This is a genomic window from Janthinobacterium algoris (assembly GCF_051380935.1).
Taxonomy (GTDB): Bacteria; Pseudomonadota; Gammaproteobacteria; order Burkholderiales; family Burkholderiaceae_D; genus Janthinobacterium.
Genome location: NZ_JBNYXZ010000023.1, coordinates 72,593 through 91,705, shown reverse-complemented (window position 1 = coordinate 91,705; position 19,113 = coordinate 72,593). Strand labels below are relative to the sequence as shown.

The following is a 19,113-nucleotide window of genomic DNA, read 5'->3' as shown; positions in this document are numbered from 1 at the left end:
CCAGCGGCGCCACTCGCGCCTCGGCAATGTTCCGCCCGCGTTGTTTGCTGAAAAATTCAGCAAACAACCACAGGCGGCTTGAAACAAGAGTGTCCGCTATTGACAGTACACCTCACTCCACGCCGGCCATGCCATGCAAGGCCGCTTGCGCCTGATGCGGATCGCGCGCCGGCACCAGCACACAGGCGCCGGCGCCGGCCAGCACGCGCACCGTTTCCAGCCCCAGGCCCGACGCGCCACCCGTGACGATGGCCTGCACGCCGGACAGGTCGTGCCCGGCCAGCGCTTCGGTGGCGGTGGTAGTGGCGTCGAAGCCGGCGTGCAGGGGAATTTGTTTGTTGTCGATGCTGCCCATGGGGTCTGCCTTTGCAAGTGGCGCCAGTCCGAATGGCTGGCGAGCTGACGATTTTGCGCGCAAAGAACCGGACTGTGAATGGCATAAAATCTGTAATACTATCGCCATCGTCCAGAATTGAACACCGCCATGGATTTGCTCTCCGATGTACTCTCGCTGCTCAACACGCACAACTCCCATTTTGCCGGCCTGAAGGCGGGTGGCGACTGGGCCATCGACTTTCCGCCACCGGACGGCATCAAGTTCAACGCCGTGATCGAAGGTGCTTGCTGGCTGACGGTCGCAGGCATCGACGCTCCCGTGCAGCTGCAGACGGGCGACTGCTTCCTGCTGGCGCCGGGGCGCGCGTTCACCCTGGCCAGCGCGCCTGGCCTGCCGGCGGCGCAGGCGCAGGAGGTGTACCGGCACGCGCAGCAGGGCGTGGCCCGCCATGGCGCCACGGAACACGACTTCTTCCTGATCGGCGGGCGCTTTACCTTTGGCGACGAGGCGGCCATCCTGCTCGACTGCCTGCCGCCGCCGCTGCACGTGCGCGGCGATACGGACCAGGCCAGCGTGCTGCACTGGACCTTGCAGCGGCTGGCGCAGGAATTGCAGGCGACGGCACCCGGCGCGGCGCTGATGACGCGCCACCTGGGCCAGATGATGCTGCTGCAAATGCTGCGTCAGTATCTTGAAGCGCAGGCATCGCACCCGGCTGGCTGCTTGTTCGCGCTGGCCGATCCTCGGCTGCGCGCCGCCATCGAAGCCATGCATGCACAGCCGGCACGCCGCTGGACCTTGCCGCAGCTGGCCGCCGTCGCCGGGCAGTCGCGCTCCTCCTTTGCCCTGCATTTCAAGACCAGGGTGGGGGTGGCGCCGCTGGCCTACCTGCTGCACTGGCGCATGCGCCTGGCCACGCGTCGCCTGAAGGACAGCGCCGCGACCGTGACATCGATTGCGCAGGCGCTGGGCTACGATTCCGACAGCGCCTTCAGCCACGCCTTCAAGCGCGTCATGGCCTGCTCGCCGCGCCAGTACCGGCTGCGCCACGCGCAGGCGTAAAAAAACCCGCAACTGCGGGTGTTGAAAATACAGGGTCAGGATGCCGGCACAGGCGGCAGAGCTGCCACCGCCAGCAAGGCAAACGGCCCGAGGAACAGGCCGATGCCGAACCAGAGTCCGCCGTGGCGGCCGCGCCGGCTGGCCAGCAGCCAGGTGGCGACAGCAAACAAAAACATGAAGATCAACAGTATCGCCATTGCCACTCCTTGCCATGCGGAAAGCCCAGTGTAGCCCACGGGCGCGCCCGTGGCCAGACGTACATCAACCTTAGCGCTGCACCTGCATCAGGATCACCCGCTTGCTGTTGCCGTCGGTCGGCGGCGTGGCGGATGGCGGCGGCGGACTGTCGCAGGAGCCACAGGAACCGCAGCCACTGCCGCAGCCCGGCGCCACCTTGAACAAGGCCGACATCTTCGCCTCATCAAGGCCGCAGCGCACCAGGCCACGCACGATGGCGCGGCGCACGCCCGCCGGCAGGTATTTGGTCGAAAAATGCAGCAGCGCGGCTGCGACGATCAGGGCGACGATAATGGTTTGCCACATGGTGTGCTCCTAGGCGCCCAGCATCAGGGCGACGCGATACGTGATGAACGAAGCGGCGTACGCCAGCGCGAACATATAGCCGGCCATCAGCAGCGGATAGCGCCAGCCGCCCGTTTCGCGTTTCACCACGGAGAGGGTCGACAGGCACTGCGGCGCGAACACATACCAGGCCAGCAAGGAAAGCGCGGTGGCCATCGACCACGAATGGGCGATCAGCGGTTCCAGGGTCGAGGCCAGCGCGTCGCCCGTTTGCGACAGCGCATACACGGTACCCAGCGCGCCGACGGCCACTTCGCGCGCCGCCATGCCCGGCACCAGCGCGATGCAGATCTGCCAGTTAAAACCGATCGGCGCGAAAATCACTTCCAGGCCGCGCCCCAGGATGCCGGCCAGGCTGTAATAGATCGGCGGATGGATCGCGTTGTCCGGCGCGCCGGGGAAGGTGCTGAGGAACCACAGGATGATCATCAGGCTCAGGATAATGGTGCCGACGCGCGTCAGGAATATCTTCGCGCGCTCCCACAGGCTGACGGCCAGGTTGCGCAGGTGCGGCCAGTGATAGGCCGGCAGTTCCAGCATCAGCGGCTGGTTGCCGCGCACGCCCATGCCGCGCTTCATGACCCAGGCCACGGCCATGGCCGAGATGATGCCGGCGAAGTACAGGACAAACAGCACCAGGCCTTGCAGGCTCAGATAGCCCCATACCTGGCGTTCCGGGATGAAGGCGGCGATGATCAGCGCATACACGGGCAGGCGCGCCGAGCACGTCATCAACGGCGCGATCATGATGGTGACCAGGCGGTCGCGCGGGTTCTGGATGGTGCGCGCCGCCATCACGCCGGGAATGGCGCAGGCAAAGCTCGACAGCAGTGGAATGAAGGCGCGGCCGGACAGGCCCACGCCCCCCATCATGCGGTCCAGCAAAAAGGCCGCGCGCGGCAGGTAGCCGCAGTCTTCCAGGCTCAGGATAAAGAAGAACAAAATCAGGATCTGCGGCAGGAATACCAGTACGCTGCCGACGCCCCCGATGATGCCCTCCACCAGCAAGCTCTTCAGGTGGCCATCGGGCATGTTCGCCGTCAGCAGGGCGCCCAGGTGGCCCACGCCATCGGTGATCATTTCCATCGGCGTGGCGGCCCAGGCAAACACGGCCTGGAAGATCAGGAACATCAGCACGGCCAGGATGAGGGGGCCGAACACGGGGTGCAGCACCACGTCGTCGATCCTTTCCGTCAGGTTACCCGTGTCGCCCGTGTCATTGCTGACGGCGGCCAGGATGCGGCGCACTTCGCGCTGGGTTTCTTCGACGGTAACGGCATCGATGGCCGCCAGCGGTTTCGCTTCCACGGGCGGCAGCGGCAGCATGGCGTCGATGGCGCCCAATAAAGCTTTTTCGCCATCGTGCTGCACCGCGACGGTTTCCACCACGGGCATGCCCAGTTCTTGCGCCAGCTTGGCCGTGTCGATCAGCATGCCGCGCTTGCGCGCCACATCCGTCATGTTCAGCGCCAGCAACATGGGCAGGCCCAGGCGCTTGACTTCCAGTACCAGGCGCAAGTTCAGGCGCAGATTGGTGGCATCGACCACGCAGATGATGGCGTCCGGGCGCGGGTCGCCCTGGCGCAATCCGCCCACTACGTCGCGCGTGATGGCTTCATCGGGCGTGGTGGCAGACAGGCTGTAGGCACCCGGCAAATCGAGCAGGCGCACGGGTTTGCCGGCGGGCGAGGTGAAATGGCCTTCCTTGCGCTCGATGGTCACGCCGGCGTAGTTCGCCACTTTCTGGCGCGCGCCCGTCAAACGGTTGAACAGGGCGGTCTTGCCGCAGTTCGGATTGCCCAGCAGGGCTATTTGTGGCTGATGCGGCGGCTTGTGCACGCCCGCATCGACGATAGTTTCGACAGCACCCATGGTTATTCCGGTTGAAGCAGCGGTTGAATCGTGATCAGCGCCGCTTCGAAGCGGCGCAGTGCGAACGTGGCATTGCCGACCTTGATGGCCAGCGGATCGCCGCCGGGCATGCCGCGCTTGAGCATGCGGAGTCGTTCGCCGGGAACGAATCCCAGCTCCATCAAGCGGCGGGCCAGGTCGATGCCTTCCTCCGTCTGTCCTGCCGTGTGGGGCGTAATATGCAACACCGTGCCGCTCTGGCCGACTGCCAGCGCATCGAGCGTCATCAAGGGTGGAACTAGAGTCATGAGCAAATTCCGTTCAAATTAAGAACACCTGATACCGGCTATGGCGCGGGGCGCCTCGCAGTGGTTCCAGGTTTGTGAGGTAAAACGCCACTGTTGCGCATTACCGACAAGCGGCCATTCAATCTGTCCAGACGGCAACCGTCCGAGACGTCCGAGACAATACCAGCATTATAAACATGAATGCGAATAGTTTTTATTTAGCCCGGAGAGCCGCTCCCATCAAGCGCTGCGTCATGCGCGCGAATCGCATATCAACCCGCAGCGCCAGACCGCCAAGCGCCGCACACTTGAGCAAAATCGCTTGCATTGTCCTGTACTTTGCGAGACAATGAAACGTAATGATAATGATTCTCATTAAAACACTAGCAACAATGCTTCTTAGCACTAGTGTCTGTTCATCCTCCAGCCAGAAGGTGCATCAATGATTGTATGTGTCTGCAACAACATATCTGATCGTGAAATCCGTCAAGCCGTCGATCTTGGCCTGTCCAGCATGGCCGAGCTGCGCCGCGACCTGGGCGTGGCCACCTGCTGCGGCAAATGCCATACCTGCGCGCGGGAAGTACTGAACGAGCACCTGAGCGCCACGGTGGTGCTGCAAGAAACCGTATTGATGCGAGCTGTACTGACAAACTAAAGAAAGCGATGAACGCCATGACGATGATGCCCCCGCCCGTAACGGTGCAGGCCGTGCAACAATTTGCCAGCTTCGACAAGAAGCGCAACAAATTCGCGCCGCTGATGGCCATCGTCGTCCTGCATATCGCCGGCTTTTACGCCATCCAGAGCGGCCTCTTGAGCCGCGTCGTCACGGCGGCCATGCCGACCATCACTACCATCAGCATTATCGCCCCGCCGGCGCCGCCCAAGCCACCGGCACCATCGGTGCCAAAAACAGTGGAACTGAGCGCACCCGTGCCGCGCGCCGTGATCCCGCCGCTGCCGCTGATCGCCGTGGCGCCGAGCGAACCGACGATCACGCCGCCCCAGCCGACGCGCGCCGAAGCGGCACCGGTTGCCGCTGCCGCGCCGACAGCGCCATCGACACCGTCGCCGACGCCACCGGCGCCGTCGACGCCGCGCACCGTCAGCAGCGTCGAATACATCAAGGCACCGCAACTGATCTACCCGAATCTGTCGCGCCGCCTGGGCGAAAGCGGCACCGTGGTATTGCGCATCCTGATCAATGAAAAGGGCTTGCCGGAGCAAATCCTGATCCAGAAATCGACCGGCTACAACAACCTCGATGAGGCGGGCCGCCAGGCCGCGCAACGCGCGCTGTTCAAGCCGATGATCGAAAACGGCAAGCCTGTTCCCGTCTACGTTTTAGTACCACTGACCTTCCAACTGAGCTAGCCTTCCGGCGGCCACGGCGCCGCTGCCAGCCCGCAAGCACTGCACCGATGCCCTGCTTGCTTTTTTGCGCCCTGTTTTCTGTACCAGTCAAGCAACTGCTTGTTTCAGTCTGCCAGCCTACATCCCCGGGCCAGGCAGACTTTTTTTTGGGTCAGACCCTGCGGGTCCGCCCCCTTTTTACATCTCCGCCCACATCCTGAGCAGGTTGTGATAATGCCCCGTCAAACCCACCGTCGCGGGCGAATCGCCGTGCTCGCCGCGCACGCTCTGGATGTTTTGATCGAGCTCGAACAGCATGCTGCGCTTCCAGTCCTCGCGCACCATGCTTTGCGTCCACAGGAAGGAGCAGATACGCTCGCCGCTGGTGACGGGCAGCACCTGGTGCACGCTGCTCGACGGATACACGATCACGTCGCCGGCCGGCAGTTTCACTTCATGCGTGCCGTAGGAATCGACCACCACCAGCTCGCCGCCTTCGTACTCATCCGGCTCGCTCAGGAACACGGTCGAGGAGACGTCGGCGCGCATCGACTGCATGCCGTTTTTCGGCGTGCGAATGGCGCCGTCGATATGCAAGCCATAATGCTCGCCGCCCGCATAACTGTTAAAGAATGGCGGCAGAATACGCAGCGGCAGCACGGCGGCAAAGAACAGCGGATTGGCCATCAGCGCGCGGCTGACGATCTCGCCCAGTTCCAGCGCCAGCGGCGAACCCTCGGCCAGCTGGCGGTTGCGCTTGACCTGCGCCCCTTGCGCGCCGACGCTGGCGCGCCCATCGACCCAGTCCGTCTGCGCCAGGCGCTGGCGAAACTGCGTCACCTGTTCCGGCGTCAGCACGCCGGGTATATGCAGCATCATCTTGCTATCCTTTGTAATGAGTTCCCCGCTGATTATCGCATCGCCGCCAGCGGCCAAGAATACGTAAAGGCAAGAATGACGCAAACATTTTGCGCCGTTTCCACACGATAGCCCAGGCCCGCTGAACATGCACGACAGACAGCATGAACGCGAATGAGAATGGCCTTCATTTTCCTTAACAAATAAAAAACGGAAAAATGCGGCAATCCATTTGAGAATGGGTTTTATTCGCACGATATTTACGTTAAAAAGACGGAAAAACACCGTTTATCATCAAAAAACGCCCATATTTTGCGCTATCATGCGGGCATAGCGAAACCGGCAACCTGCGCGCCACCAGGCAGCCTGCGCCACCCGGCAGTGAACGCCAGCAGCCTCCGGTTTCATCATCGAACGCGACACAGAACAAAGGACATCCCATGAAGGGCGATAAAGAAGTCATCCGCATGCTCAACGCACAGCTCACCAACGAACTGTCGGCCATCAACCAGTACTTCCTGCATGCGCGCATGTACAAGCACTGGGGCCTGGAAAAGCTGGGCAAGAAGGAATACGAAGAATCGATCGGCGAAATGAAACACGCCGACAAGCTGATCGACCGCATCCTGATGCTCGACGGCCTGCCTAACCTGCAAGCGCTGCACAAGCTGCTGATCGGCGAGAACACGCCGGAAATGCTGGAATGCGACTTGAAGCTGGAACGCGCCGCGCACGCCACCGTCAAGGAAGGCATCGCCATCAGCGAGAAAGCGGGCGACTACGTCTCGCGCGACCTGTTCCTGATGATCCTGGAAGACACGGAAGAGCATATCGACTGGCTCGAAACGCAGATCGACCTGATCGCCAAAGTCGGCATCCAGAACTACCTGCAAAGCCAGATGGCGATTGAAGAGTAATGAGGACACCTGCCAAAACCTGCTGCGCGTCGGCATAGGCGGCCTGCGATGCTCACCGTACTAGCGTACGGTTGCGCTTCTCGGCCACCTCTTCCTTCCGCTCGCTACGGTTTTGTCAGGTGTCGTAACATCATTGGTGGAACAAGAAAAACCGGCAGAGCCGGTTTTTTTACGTGCGTCCTCAAGTCTTCGTGGTCTGCGGCGGGCGCAGCTTGACGAACAGCACCGCCACCGCCGCGCACAGCAACAGGGCACCGGCCAGCCGGATGACGTTTTCCGGATTGCCACCCAGCCAGCTGCGGTAATACAAGGGCAAGGTGAAGATCTGGATGATCATCGGGATGACGATGAACATATTGAAGATGCCCATGTAGACGCCCGTGCGCTCGGGTGGAATGCAGCCGGCCAGCATGATGTAGGGGTTGCCCATGATGCTGGCCCAGGCCAGGCCCACGCCCAGCATGGGCAGCAACAGCAGCGCCGGGCTGTGGATCAGCGGGATGCTCAACATGCCCACGCCGGCCGCGCACAGGCACAGGCTGTGCATGCGCTTGGGACCGAAACGGCGCGTGAACGGCACCAGCGCAAAGGCGGCGACAAAGGCGACGAAATTATAGAAGGCGCCCACCTGGCCGTTCAGCAGGCCCGCGTCGCGGAAGCCTTGCGAAGCCGGGTCCGTCGTGTGAAACAGGGTCGCCGCCAGCGACAGCGCAATGTACTGCCAGTAGCAGAACATGGCGTACCACTGGAACAGGTTGACGAGGGCCAGCTGCTTCATCGTCGGCGGCATGTAGCGCAGGGCCGCGCCGATATCGGCCAGCGTGTGGCGCCAGCCCGGCGGGCGACTGCGGATGGCTGCCAGCTCGCTCGCCGTGAGCGGGTTTTCCGGCGTCGTCTTCAGGGTCCACAGCACCGAGGCGAGGGAAAACACGGCGCCGATCAGGAAGGCGGCGATGACAATATGCGGAATATGGCTGCCATTGACGGCATCCTTGTTCATGCCCAGCATGACCAGCAGCGATGGCGTCAGATAGGCGAGCGTTTGCCCCAACCCCGTAAAGGCGCTTTGCGTGAGAAAACCCAGCGAATGCTGCTTCTTGTCGAGCTTGTCGCTGACGAAGGCGCGGTACGGCTCCATCGTCACATTGTTGGCCGCGTCGAGTATCCACAACAGGCTGGCGGCCATCCACAGGGTGGGACTGAAGGGCATGGCCAGCAAGCCCAGGCTGCACAGGATGGCACCGATCAGGAAGTACGGCGTGCGGCGGCCCCAGCGCGTCACCGTGCGGTCGCTCATGGCACCGATCAAGGGTTGCACGAGCAGCCCCGTCATGGGGCCGGCCAGCCACAGGTACGGCAGGCTCGCTTCGTCGGCGCCCAGGTATTTGTAGATCGGACTCATGCTGCTTTGCTGCAGCCCAAAGCTGAACTGGATGCCGAAAAATCCGACATTCATGTTGACGATCTGCCAAAACGACAGATGCGGCCGGTGTGCGCTGGCGTCGCTCATGCTGGCTCCCGTTTCTGCTCTTGCTCCAGCCACAGCATATGCCATGGCTGCAGGCCTACCGTGCCGGCCAGCACACTGCCATCGAGGCTATTGCGCCATTCGCCTGCGGGCAAAGTGTAGCGCTGGCTGGCGCCGCTGAAATTACTCAGGTTGAGAAACGCGTCGCCGCGCAGCAGCGCCAGCACGGCCGGCGTGTCGGCGGGCAGCACGCTGCGCGGCGCAGCGGCGGCCAATGCCGGCAAGCGCCCGCGCGCGTCGATCAACTGGCGCAGCGCCAGGTACAGCCGGCCACTGGCGCTCACGCCATCGTGGCGCCATGCCAGCAGGCTGTCGTCAAACGCGGGGCGCTGCAGCCAGCGGCTGTCCATCGCCCGGTCGGCGCGCTGCATGTAGCTGTCATCGTTGGTCATGCCCAGTTCATCGCCCATGTACAACACCGGCAAGGCGCCAAAGCTCAATGCCAGACCATGCAGCAGCAGCAGGCGGCGCAAGGCATATTCCTGCTCCTGCACCGTGACGGCGCTTTGCAGGCCGGCCAGCGAGGCGGCCATGCCGTTGCTGCCATGCGCCTTGTCGGCGCTGCTGCTCTGGAAGGCCGCCCCGCGCGCATAGCTGCCGCTGCCGGGCGTGCCGGCAAAGAACTGCGCGATGCGCGCCAGGCGCGCCGGCCCGTCCGCGCCCGCTTCATTGAGCAGCACGTTCCAGCCGATGTCGTCGTGGCAGCGCACATAACTGAGCCAGCTTGCGGCCGGCGGCAGCGGTGGCGTGGCGGCGATCACCTGCTGCAGCAAATCCGTGCTTTCCTCCGCCAGCGCGCCCCAGCCGGCGGCCATCAGGCTGCTGTGATAGGCGATATGGCATTCGGGCGCGGCATCGCTGCCAAAATAGGCGGGCAGCTTGGGCGTGGGCACGATGGCTTCGGCCTTGAGCAATACGCCAGGCGCGACGAGGGCGGCGATAGCGCGCAAGGCTTGCAGCAGGCTGTGGGCTTCGGGCTGGTTCATGCAGTCCGTGCCTACACGCTTCCACAGGAAGGCCGTCGAATCGAGGCGGAACACCTCGATGCCCTTGTTGGCCAGGCCCAGCATGGCGCCGGCCATGGCCGCGAAGACGGCCGGATTGGCGTAGTTCAAATCCCACTGATACGGATAAAACGTGGTCCAGACCCAGCGCTGGATTTCTGGCACGAAGGTAAAATTACCGGGCGCCGCCTGCGGGAAGACCTGGCCCACGGTCTGCTCGTAGCGGTCAGGCTGCACGCGGTCGGGATAGGTATGGAAAAAATCGCGCAGCAGCGGATCGCCCGCCTTGGCGCCCAGCGCCCACGCATGGTCGTCGGCCACGTGATTGAGGATCAGGTCCGAGCACAGGCTGATGCCGGCCGCGCGCAACTGCGCCGTCAACGCCAGCAAGTCGGCATTGCTGCCCAGCGCGGGGTCGACTTCCTCGAAGCTGGCGACGGCAAAGCCGCCATCGCTTTCACCGGCGCGCGGACGCAAAAACGGCAGCAAATGCAGATACGTCACGCCCAGTTCGCGCAAGTGGGCAATGCGCGCGGCCACGCCTTGCAGGCTGCCGCCGAAGCGCTGCACGTAGGCGCTGTAGCCCAGCATGGACTGGCTGGCAAACCAGTCCGGCTGCGCTTCGCGCTGCGCATCTTGCCGCAGCAGCGCCGGCGCGCGCGCCGCGTACATCCGCCCCACGCTTTCCATCAGGTCACCCAGCCAGGGCAGGAAGTCCGGCCGCTGGCCATACAGGCTGCCCAGGCGGTCAAGCAAGACCGCCTCCTGGCGCGCATAACGGCGCGCCGCATCGTCGCGCAAGTGCGTGGGGAGCGGCGCCAGCAGGCGCGCCAGGGGGCTGCGTATCGACATCATGAATCCTATCTTTGCTTAAAATGCGTATTTCAGGCTGACCTTGACGGCGCGCCCCGTGATCGAGCGGGCCGCATGGCCATCGCCCTCGACTTCCGTATAGCCGATCTTGTTGAGCAGATTGTTCGCCGTCAGCGCCACCTGCATTTGCGGCGTGAGCTGGTAATTGACGAAGGCATTGAGCACCTGATAGGCGGGCAAGGTGATCGTGTGCGCATCGTCGCCCCACGACTTGCCCGTGCCGATCAGGCTGGCGCCAAAAGTGGCAGGCCCCCACTCATAGGTGGGCGCGAGCTGATAGACGACACGCGCCTGGCGCCGCGGCGTATTGCCGATCAGCGCCACGTCGGCCGCCGCCGTGCCCGTGATCTCGGCATCCGTGAACGTCAGGCCGCCATTCATGCGGAAGTCACCGGCGCTGTAGGCCGCTTCCAGCTCCACGCCCTTGGCTTCATAACTGTTGGCCGTGCGCAGCTGGGTAGTCGCTTCGTAATTGCTTTCCTTGGTCTTGGCCTGGAACACGGTGACAAAGGTGCTCAGCGGTCCCTGCCGCCATTTCACGCCGCCTTCGAGCTGGCGCACGGTGTTGATGGCCACCGGCACGCTGCCATCGAGCGGCGTGCCGAACAGGATGCGGTCGGCATTCAAAGCCACGCCTTCGCTGACGCGGGCAAACACGGCCAGGTTGGCTTGCAGCTTGTAGTTCGCGCCCAGCGAGTACGAGGTGTGGCCCAAGGTGTAGTCGACCTGCTGCACCGTCGACGGCAGGTAGGCTTGCGCGCCGGTGGCTTGATTGGCCGTGCCGCTGGCATGCTGGCGGTCGCGCCGCAAGCCGCCGTCGAGATTCAGCGCGCCGCTTTCCCAGGCCAGGTTCAGGTACGGTGACGTCGTACGGTACTCCATGTCGACGGCACGCGAGCAGCAGGCGCCGAAGGCCGGACCGATGTAGCCCGGCGTGCCGCTGACCGTCTGCAGCAGCGCCGGCTGGTCGCCCGTGGCCTGCATCAGGTATTCATTGAAGTTCCAGGTCAGGCCCAGCTTTTGCTGCGACAAGTACAGGCCGGCCGTGGTGGTCAGCTTGCCGCTGTCGAGCACAAAAGTCTTGGCCAGCTTGGTGTCGCTCAGGGTATTACTGGCGTCGTCGATCGAGGTATTGAACACCACGGCGGAAAACGCGCGGCCGGTGTAAGGCTTGCCCCGATTCGGGCCGCTGGCAAACACATAGTTGCCCTCGCTGCCGTTATTCGACGGGAACACGCCCGTGAAGCGGCCCGAATTGTCAGCGTAGCGGAAGTTTTCGCTCACGCTCCAGCCCTGCCCCAGCTTGAACGACGCTTCCACACCCACGGTATCGCTTTTGACGTGCAAGCCGTCATTGACGCGGGTGGTCACGCGCTGGTTATCCTTGTTCAGCACCATGTCGGGCACCCAGTACGGCGAATAGAAACTGGCCTTGCGCGGGTCGATGCCGGCGATTTCCGCGATGCGGCCATTGCGCACGCTGACCGGCACCGGCAAGGCCGTGGGCGACTGGTCGTCGAGGTGCTTGAACGACAGGCGCACGAAGCCGCTGTCGAATTCATGCGTGAGATTGCCGCGAATCTGGCCGCCCTTTTCGCTGTTGACGCCACTGTGGCGGATGCCTTCACCCGTGCGCCAGGAGCCGCCGATGAAGAAGCGCGTGCGCTCGGAAATCGGCGCGCCGTAATCGAAGTCCACACGCGTCTGGTCGTAGCCAAGGCCGCGGCTGATGGCCACGCTGCCGCCCTGCTCCTTGCCGTTCTTGCTGATGAAATTGATGATGCCGCCCGGCGAATTGGTGGCCAGGGTGGAGGCCGAGCCGCCGCGCACCACTTCCAGATGGTCGAGCGTGGAATCGATCTTGACGAAACTGTCGGGCGTGGTGAAGTTGAAGTCGCCGAACTGCAGCACCGGCAAGCCGTCTTCCTGGATCTGCACATAGCGCGCGCCGCCTGCGGAAATGGGCAGGCCGCGCACGGTGATGTTGGCATTGCCTTCGCCGCCCGAGGACTCGGCCCGCAAGCCCGGCACCGAGCGCAGGACTTCGGCGGCGCTGGTGGGCGCGTTGTGCAGGATGGTGTCGAGTTCCATGCTGCTGACGGAATTGCTCGATTTCATTTTCGACGTGCCGCCGGTGGTGCCCGTAACGACAATACGTTCCAGGTTCAGGCCATCGGCGGGGGTGGCGCTGGCGGTGTCGCCGGCCGATTGCGCCTGGACGGCGCCCCATTGCAGCATGGCCAGGGCAACGGCTGCGGCCATGCAGCCGCGTTGAGCAGTACGTGTCTTCATCTTGTCTCCAGTGTTGTACGCCGATACGTCGAGGTATCCGCTTGTTATGAGTCCTGGCCGCTGCATGCCGTGGCGCGCTGGCTGTGCCGGTACGTCATTATTCAACGAATAAGAATTTATTGCAATCGATTGCAATAGAGCACTGCAACATGGGAATTATGTTGTTTTTAAGAGAATAATATGGGAATTACAGAGGTAAACAGCGCTTATACGCTGAGCACACAGCGCTTTTCATGCTGCACAACAGCATGAAAATATAAGGATAAATTTTAAATTATTGCAATCGGTTGCAATCGATGGGCATACGCACCTCAGCGGCCCGAGGCGCGCACGATCAGCTCAGTTGGCAATTGCTGGGATGGCGCCGGCGCGCCGTCGACCAGCGCCAGCAGCGAGGCCACCAGCGCGCGCCCGGCGGCGCGGATCGGCTGGCGCACGGTGGTCAGCGGCGGATGGAAATACGCGGCCAGTTCGATATCGTCGTAGCCGACCACGGCCACCTGTTCCGGCACGGCCACGCCGCGCGCGCGCAGGGCGCTGATGGCACTCATGGCCAGCAAGTCACTGCAGGCAAAGATGGCGTCGAACGGCAGGTGGCGGTCCAGCAGTTCCTGCACGTCCGTCGCGCCACCCTGCGGCAGGAAGGAGCCGGCCACGTACAGTTGCGGGTCGGGCGCCAGTCCCCGCGCGGCCAGCGCCTGCGCATAACCTTGGTGGCGCTGCGCCACTTCGGGCAGCTTGGCGTCGCCAAAAAAAGCGATGCGCCGGCGTCCCGCCGCCAGCAAGTGTTCCGTCGCCAGCCTGCCGCCGGCGATGTTATCGCCGCCGACGGTGCAATACAGCTGCTGCGGCAATTGCGCGCCCCACACGACGATGGGCACCTGGCGCGCGGCCAGCTGGTTCAGTTGTTCATGGTGGCGCCACTGGCCGATCAGGATGATGCCGATCACGCGGCCGCTGTCGAAGGACTGGGCGGCCGCATCGAGCGTTTCGGCATCCACGCGCGAAATGAGCATGTCGAAGCCCTGCTCCGTCAGCGCATCGGCCAGGCTGCCCAGCATGCTCAGGAAAAAAGGATCGGACAGGTGCTGGCGCGTGGCCGCGTCATACGGCACCACCACGCCGACCGTGCGGTTCTGTTTCAGGCGCAGGTTTTGCGCGCCGATATTGATGGAATACTTGAGCGAACGGGCCAGCGCGATGACGCGCGCGCGCGTCTCTTCGTTGACCAGCGAACTGCCGCTCAGCGCGCGCGACACGGTGGACGTGGACACGCCGGCCAGGCGCGCGATATCGGCCATCTGCAGGCGTTGCTGCGCCTTCGAATCTGTCCCGGTCATCGTACGCTCACTGCGGCACGGTGTCCTTGAACGATGGCCGCTCGGACAATTTGTCGAACAGGCGCGCCAGCGCGGGATGGTCCGCGCGCCAGTCGATTTCCGGGAAGCGGAAGCTGAGCCAGCCCAGGGTGCAGCCCACGGCCACGTCGGCCAAGGTGTAGTTCTTGCCGGCGCAATACGCGCTCTCGCCCAGGCGCGCCTCCAGCGCCGCCAGGCCCAGCGTGATCTTGTCGAGCTGGCGCGCAATCCAGACCGAGCTTTGCTGCTCGGGCGGGCGCTGCGTGCGCTCCAGGCGCACCAGCACGCCCGCATCGAGGATGCCGTCGGCCAGCGCTTCCCAGTTCTTGATATCAGCCCGCTCGCGGCCATTGCCGCCGGCCGGCAGCAGCTTGCACACGGGCGTGAGCGTGTCGAGGTATTCGACGATGACTTTCGAATCGATGAGCGTGCTGCCATCCTCCATCACCAGGCAGGGCACCTTGCCCAGCGGATTGGCCTGGGCGATGCGGGTTTCCGGCGCCCACACGTTTTCCAGCTCGAAGACATAGTCGAGCTTTTTTTCCGCCAGCACGATACGGGCTTTGCGGACATACGGGCTGGCGAGGGAACCGATCAGTTTCATAGGTACTTTAAGGTAAAGGAGCAGCAAGCAGTATAGCATCGGCGGCAGCGGCGTTTGGCAGTACGCGCCCAGCGGTCTCCAGGGTGTGGCAGGCACGCCGCATCGGGGCCGGATTCGGCCAAAATGCGGCGTGCCGGCGGCCAACGGACGGCTGACCAGCGGCCAGCGGTGGTAAAATCGCCCTTTACTGTGGCGCCGCCAGTGTTGCTGTATTGCAATAGACCTGCCCTCCCCGCGCGCCACACGCCAACCGTTTCTTTAACTTGCGTCCGCTCTCATGACTTCTACACCTCCGTATTCCACGCTGTCGGCCCTGTCTCCGCTCGATGGCCGCTACGCCAGCAAGACCGATCTGCTGCGCCCGATCCTGTCCGAAGCCGGTTTCATGCACCACCGCGTGAAAGTGGAAATCTCTTGGCTGCAAGCGCTGTCGCAAGCCGGTTTCGCTGAAATCAAGCCTTTCTCGGCAGAGGCGAGCGCCCTGCTCGACAAGATGGCGGCCGATTTCTCGGAAGCCGATGCGGCCCGCATCAAGGCCATCGAAGCGGTCACCAACCATGACGTCAAGGCTGTCGAGTACTGGCTGAAGGAACAAGTGGCGGACGTGCCGGAACTGGTGGCGGCGTCGGAATTCATCCATTTCGCCTGTACCTCGGAAGACATCAACAACACCTCGCACGGCATGATGCTGAAAGCCGCGCGCGATGGCGTGATGCTGCCAGCCTTGAACGGCCTGGTAGCCAAGCTGACGCAGATCGCGCACGACAATGCCGACGTGCCAATGCTGTCGCGCACGCACGGCCAGACGGCCAGCCCGACCACCCTGGGCAAGGAAATGGCCAACGTCGTGGCCCGTTTGCAGCGCGCCGTCAAGCGCATCGAACAAGTGGAAATCCTCGGCAAGATGAATGGCGCCGTCGGCAACTATAACGCCCACCTGTCGGCCTATCCGGGCTTCGACTGGCCGGCGTTCTCGCAGGCCGTGATTGAACAGCGCCTGGGCCTGGTATTCAACCCGTACACCATCCAGATCGAGCCGCATGACTACATGGCCGAACTGTTCGACGCCTTCGCGCGCGTCAACACGATCTTGCTGGACTTGAACCGTGACATCTGGACGTATGTGTCGCTGGGCTACTTCAAGCAAAAACTGAAAGCGGGAGAAATCGGCTCGTCGACCATGCCGCACAAGGTCAACCCGATCGACTTCGAAAACTCGGAAGGCAACCTGGGCCTGGCCAATGCCATCCTGAAACATCTGTCGGAAAAACTGCCCGTCTCGCGCATGCAGCGCGACCTGACCGATTCGACCGTACTGCGCAATATCGGCGTGGGCCTGGGCTACACCCTGCTGGCCTATGACAGCTGCCTGCGCGGCCTGAACAAGCTGGAAGTAAACCACGCGCGCCTGGCGCAAGACCTGGACGCCACCTGGGAAGTGCTGGCCGAGCCTGTACAAACCGTGATGCGCCGCTATGGCATCGAAAATCCGTACGAGCAGCTGAAAGAGCTGACGCGCGGCAAGGGCATCTCGAAAGAAGCGCTGCAAACCTTCGTCAATGGCCTGGCCATTCCGCAAGATGCCAAAGACGTGCTCTTGACCATGACGCCGGGTAACTACATCGGTATCGCGGCGCAACTGGCCAAGGCAATCTAAGCCACAATCTGTACCTGGATCAAGCAGATCCACTCCCGCGGGGCGGCCAGCACACAAATGCTGCCCGCCCCGCGGTTTTTCCGGCAATCTTTCTTGTAGAATCTGCAGCACGCAGCGCAATTTGCTTTTCTTTGGTATATTAGGCCGAATTAGTCCTAATGCGTACTATTTTCAAGAAAGCCGCCGATGCAACGCTACACCACCACCGCCATCCTCCTGCACTGGCTGACGGCCCTGCTGATCATCAGCGCCTTTGTCATGGGCCTGGTCATGACAGACATTCCGGGCCTGACGCCCACCAAGCTCAAATATTTCTCCTGGCACAAGTGGCTGGGCGTGACCGTGCTGGCCATCGCCGCCATCCGTCTGCTGTGGCGCAAGGCCAACGTGCCGCCGCCGCACCCGGCCAGCATGCTTGTCTGGCAAAAGAAGGCGGCCGACGCCATGCATGTGCTGCTGTACATCCTGATCTTCGCCGTGCCCGTCTCCGGCTACCTGTACACCCTGGCCGCCGGCGTGCCGGTGGTCTATCTGGGCCTGTTCCAGCTGCCGGTCATCATGGCGCCGAACCCGGAACTTAAGCCACTTTTAAAAGAGATTCATTATGTTCTGAACATGACGATGGCCGCCGCCGTGGCCGCCCATGTGCTGGCAGCGCTGAAGCACCAGTTCATCGACCGCGATGGCGTGCTCAAGCGCATGCTGCCTTAACGTTCTTCCCCTTGCTCACTGAAACTCCAGGAAAAATAAGATGAAAACCACCCAACGCATCGTCCTCGCTTCCCTGCTGGGGCTGTCCGTGGCCGCCACCGCCGCCACCCTGCTGAAAGTCGATCCCGCCAAGACCAGCGTGTCAGCCGTGTTCAAGCAAATGAACGTGCCCGTGGAAGCGAAGTTCAAGAAATTCAATATCGCCATCGATTACAACCCGGCCACGCCGGACGCCTCGAAAGCGTCGGTGGAAATCGACACGGCCAGTATCGATATCGGCGACCCCGAGTACAACAAGGAAGTGGCCAAGAAAGAATGGTTCAACGCGGCCCAATTCCCGAAAGCCACCTTTGTCTCGAGCAGCATCAAGGCCGCCGGCGCGGGCAAGCTGACGGTGAGCGGCAAGCTGAGCATCAAAGGCAAGACGACCGACGTGACCTTCCCCCTGACGGTGAAAGCCGACGGCGGCAAATATGCCTTCGACGGCGCCCTGCCAATCAAACGCCTGACTTATAACATCGGCGAAGGCGAGTGGAAAGACACGAGCATGGTTGCGGACGAGGTCACCATCAAATTCCATGTTTCTGCTCAGTAACACCCGAAAATCTGTTGTTTAACTTAATTAGGAATTCAATGAAATTCAAGCACTTGATGATCGCCGTGCTGGCAGCCGCCGGCGCGGGTTCGGCCATGGCCGCTACCGACACCTACAACCTCGACCCGACGCACACCTTCCCCAGCTTTGAAGCCGATCACATGGGCATGTCCGTCTGGCGCGGCAAGTTCAACAAGACCAAGGGAACCGTGACCCTGGACCGTGCCGCCAAGACGGGCAGCCTGGACTTGGTCATCGATGCCGATTCGATCGATTTCGGCCTCGACGCCATGAACACGCATGCGAAAAAAGCGGACATGTTCAACGTGGAAAAATTCCCGGCAATCACCTACAAGAGCAAGTCGTTCAAGTTCAACGGTGATCAACTGGTGGAAGTCGATGGCGAACTGACCCTGCTGGGCGTGACCAAGCCCGTCAAATTGAATGTGAGCAAATTCAAGTGCATCATGCACCCGCGCTACAAGCGCGAAGTGTGCGGCGCCGATGCCAGCGCGGAATTCAAGCGCAGCGACTTTGGCCTGAACTACGGCATGCCGGCGTTCTCGCCGGAAGTCAAGCTGGCCATCCAGGTCGAAGCGATCAAGGCTGACTAAACAAGACCTTGCCACATGACAAGCCCGCCTCGCTGCCCGCAGCCAGGCGGGCTTTTGCATGCACAGCGCAAATCCGCTGGACTTTTCTATCGTGCTGTATCACTATCCATTGGCATGATGTTGTTCTGACATGAAACCCCACTCACCCATCGCGCGGAGGACTACATGAATTTCATTATCTGGATCGTTATTGGCGGCGTCATCGGCTGGCTCGCCAGCATGATCATGAAAACGGATGCGCAACAGGGCATCTTCCTCAATATCGTCGTCGGCATCGTGGGCGCCTTCCTGGGCGGCTGGCTGCTGGCGCCCCTGTTCGGCACGGGCACCATCAATAGCGACAATTTCAGCCTGTCTGCTTTGCTGGTCTCGTTCCTGGGCGCCGTGATCCTGCTGGGCATCGTGAATCTTTTGCGCCGCGGCAAAATACGCTAAGCAGATAAATAGTAGCGCATCAGCAAATGGCCGGGCCGCGCAAGCGCCCGGCCATTTTTATTGCCGCCAAGACATGTATGGACAATACCACGGCAGCCGCACGGGAAAATGCGGGCTGGCGGCCGGTTCCTGCCCCTACACCACGAAGAACCATGCCATTTAAGCAACCATGCAAGAACATGCCGTCCGGAA

At 62.4% G+C, this 19,113-nt stretch carries 20 protein-coding genes; 9 read left to right on the top strand and 11 right to left on the bottom strand.

The genetic code is table 11. The features are described from left to right. Window positions 1-112 precede the first annotated feature (112 nt). A complete protein-coding gene (locus tag ACQ4W7_RS25795; protein ID WP_436534297.1) occupies window positions 113-355 on the bottom strand; it encodes an SDR family NAD(P)-dependent oxidoreductase in 243 nt (80 codons plus the stop codon). 129 nt (window positions 356-484) lie between these two features. Here ACQ4W7_RS25795 and ACQ4W7_RS25790 point away from each other — a divergent pair, with 129 nt between their 5' ends. Further along, window positions 485-1,399, top strand: coding sequence for an AraC family transcriptional regulator (locus ACQ4W7_RS25790; protein ID WP_436534295.1), 915 nt, complete (start codon window positions 485-487; stop codon window positions 1,397-1,399). Between the two features lie 35 nt (window positions 1,400-1,434). Here ACQ4W7_RS25790 and ACQ4W7_RS25785 read toward each other — a convergent pair whose 3' ends face one another. From ACQ4W7_RS25785 to ACQ4W7_RS25770, 4 genes are all read right to left on the bottom strand, one after another. Next, complete coding sequence (locus ACQ4W7_RS25785; protein ID WP_436534293.1) at window positions 1,435-1,596, bottom strand: hypothetical protein; 162 nt, start codon at window positions 1,594-1,596, stop codon at window positions 1,435-1,437. 70 nt (window positions 1,597-1,666) lie between these two features. After that, window positions 1,667-1,942, bottom strand: a complete 276-nt coding sequence (locus ACQ4W7_RS25780; protein WP_426074080.1) for a DUF6587 family protein — start codon at window positions 1,940-1,942, stop codon at window positions 1,667-1,669. A 9-nt stretch (window positions 1,943-1,951) separates the two neighbouring features. Then, window positions 1,952-3,853 (bottom strand): ferrous iron transporter B, encoded by a 1,902-nt coding sequence (gene feoB / locus ACQ4W7_RS25775; protein WP_436534291.1) that lies wholly within the window; start codon window positions 3,851-3,853, stop codon window positions 1,952-1,954. A gap of 2 nt (window positions 3,854-3,855) precedes the next feature. Beyond that, window positions 3,856-4,140, bottom strand: coding sequence for a FeoA family protein (locus tag ACQ4W7_RS25770; RefSeq protein WP_426074078.1), 285 nt, complete (start codon window positions 4,138-4,140; stop codon window positions 3,856-3,858). Window positions 4,141-4,561: 421 nt separating this feature from the next. On the opposite strand from ACQ4W7_RS25770, the gene ACQ4W7_RS25765 reads away from it, so the two are divergent. Both ACQ4W7_RS25765 and ACQ4W7_RS25760 read left to right on the top strand, forming a co-directional pair. Further along, on the top strand, window positions 4,562-4,777 hold the full coding sequence (locus ACQ4W7_RS25765; RefSeq protein WP_426074077.1) for a (2Fe-2S)-binding protein: 216 nt from the start codon (window positions 4,562-4,564) through the stop codon (window positions 4,775-4,777). A gap of 17 nt (window positions 4,778-4,794) precedes the next feature. Then, complete coding sequence (locus ACQ4W7_RS25760) at window positions 4,795-5,496, top strand: energy transducer TonB (RefSeq protein WP_426074076.1); 702 nt, start codon at window positions 4,795-4,797, stop codon at window positions 5,494-5,496. 177 nt (window positions 5,497-5,673) lie between these two features. Here ACQ4W7_RS25760 and ACQ4W7_RS25755 read toward each other — a convergent pair whose 3' ends face one another. After that, the gene (locus ACQ4W7_RS25755) at window positions 5,674-6,354 is read right to left on the bottom strand and encodes a Fe2+-dependent dioxygenase (RefSeq protein ID WP_436534288.1); all 681 of its coding nucleotides are present in this window, start codon (window positions 6,352-6,354) and stop codon (window positions 5,674-5,676) included. Between the two features lie 419 nt (window positions 6,355-6,773). Between ACQ4W7_RS25755 and bfr the strand changes: the two genes are divergently transcribed. Beyond that, window positions 6,774-7,250, top strand: a complete 477-nt coding sequence (gene bfr, locus ACQ4W7_RS25750; protein WP_034745609.1) for a bacterioferritin — start codon at window positions 6,774-6,776, stop codon at window positions 7,248-7,250. 181 nt (window positions 7,251-7,431) lie between these two features. Here the strand turns inward: bfr and ACQ4W7_RS25745 are convergent, their stop codons facing one another. The 5 genes from ACQ4W7_RS25745 to ACQ4W7_RS25725 all read right to left on the bottom strand — a co-directional run bounded on the left by ACQ4W7_RS25745 (window position 7,432) and on the right by ACQ4W7_RS25725 (window position 14,909). Then, window positions 7,432-8,760: an MFS transporter gene (locus tag ACQ4W7_RS25745; protein ID WP_436534286.1), complete on the bottom strand. Its 1,329-nt coding sequence runs from the start codon at window positions 8,758-8,760 to the stop codon at window positions 7,432-7,434. Next, window positions 8,757-10,637: an alpha-amylase family glycosyl hydrolase gene (locus tag ACQ4W7_RS25740; protein WP_436534284.1), complete on the bottom strand. Its 1,881-nt coding sequence runs from the start codon at window positions 10,635-10,637 to the stop codon at window positions 8,757-8,759. The genes ACQ4W7_RS25745 and ACQ4W7_RS25740 overlap by 4 nt, the downstream gene beginning before the upstream one ends. A 15-nt stretch (window positions 10,638-10,652) precedes the next feature. Then, complete coding sequence (locus ACQ4W7_RS25735) at window positions 10,653-12,947, bottom strand: TonB-dependent receptor (protein ID WP_436534282.1); 2,295 nt, start codon at window positions 12,945-12,947, stop codon at window positions 10,653-10,655. 311 nt (window positions 12,948-13,258) lie between these two features. Continuing rightward, entirely contained in the window at window positions 13,259-14,287 is a 1,029-nt protein-coding gene (locus tag ACQ4W7_RS25730) for a LacI family DNA-binding transcriptional regulator (protein ID WP_436534280.1), read from the bottom strand. A gap of 7 nt (window positions 14,288-14,294) precedes the next feature. Continuing rightward, the gene (locus ACQ4W7_RS25725; RefSeq protein WP_436534278.1) at window positions 14,295-14,909 is read right to left on the bottom strand and encodes a glutathione S-transferase N-terminal domain-containing protein; all 615 of its coding nucleotides are present in this window, start codon (window positions 14,907-14,909) and stop codon (window positions 14,295-14,297) included. Between the two features lie 277 nt (window positions 14,910-15,186). Here ACQ4W7_RS25725 and purB point away from each other — a divergent pair, with 277 nt between their 5' ends. The 5 genes from purB (at window position 15,187) to ACQ4W7_RS25700 (ending at window position 18,921) form a co-directional block, all read left to right on the top strand. Next, window positions 15,187-16,566, top strand: coding sequence for an adenylosuccinate lyase (gene purB, locus ACQ4W7_RS25720; protein WP_426074070.1), 1,380 nt, complete (start codon window positions 15,187-15,189; stop codon window positions 16,564-16,566). Window positions 16,567-16,752: 186 nt separating this feature from the next. Further along, on the top strand, window positions 16,753-17,277 hold the full coding sequence (locus tag ACQ4W7_RS25715) for a cytochrome b (protein ID WP_426074069.1): 525 nt from the start codon (window positions 16,753-16,755) through the stop codon (window positions 17,275-17,277). Window positions 17,278-17,317: 40 nt separating this feature from the next. Then, window positions 17,318-17,872, top strand: a complete 555-nt coding sequence (locus tag ACQ4W7_RS25710) for a YceI family protein (RefSeq protein ID WP_426074068.1) — start codon at window positions 17,318-17,320, stop codon at window positions 17,870-17,872. 38 nt (window positions 17,873-17,910) lie between these two features. Further along, window positions 17,911-18,486, top strand: coding sequence for a YceI family protein (locus ACQ4W7_RS25705; RefSeq protein ID WP_426053863.1), 576 nt, complete (start codon window positions 17,911-17,913; stop codon window positions 18,484-18,486). 165 nt (window positions 18,487-18,651) lie between these two features. Then, window positions 18,652-18,921 (top strand): GlsB/YeaQ/YmgE family stress response membrane protein, encoded by a 270-nt coding sequence (locus tag ACQ4W7_RS25700; RefSeq protein ID WP_426074067.1) that lies wholly within the window; start codon window positions 18,652-18,654, stop codon window positions 18,919-18,921. Window positions 18,922-19,113 lie beyond the last annotated feature (192 nt).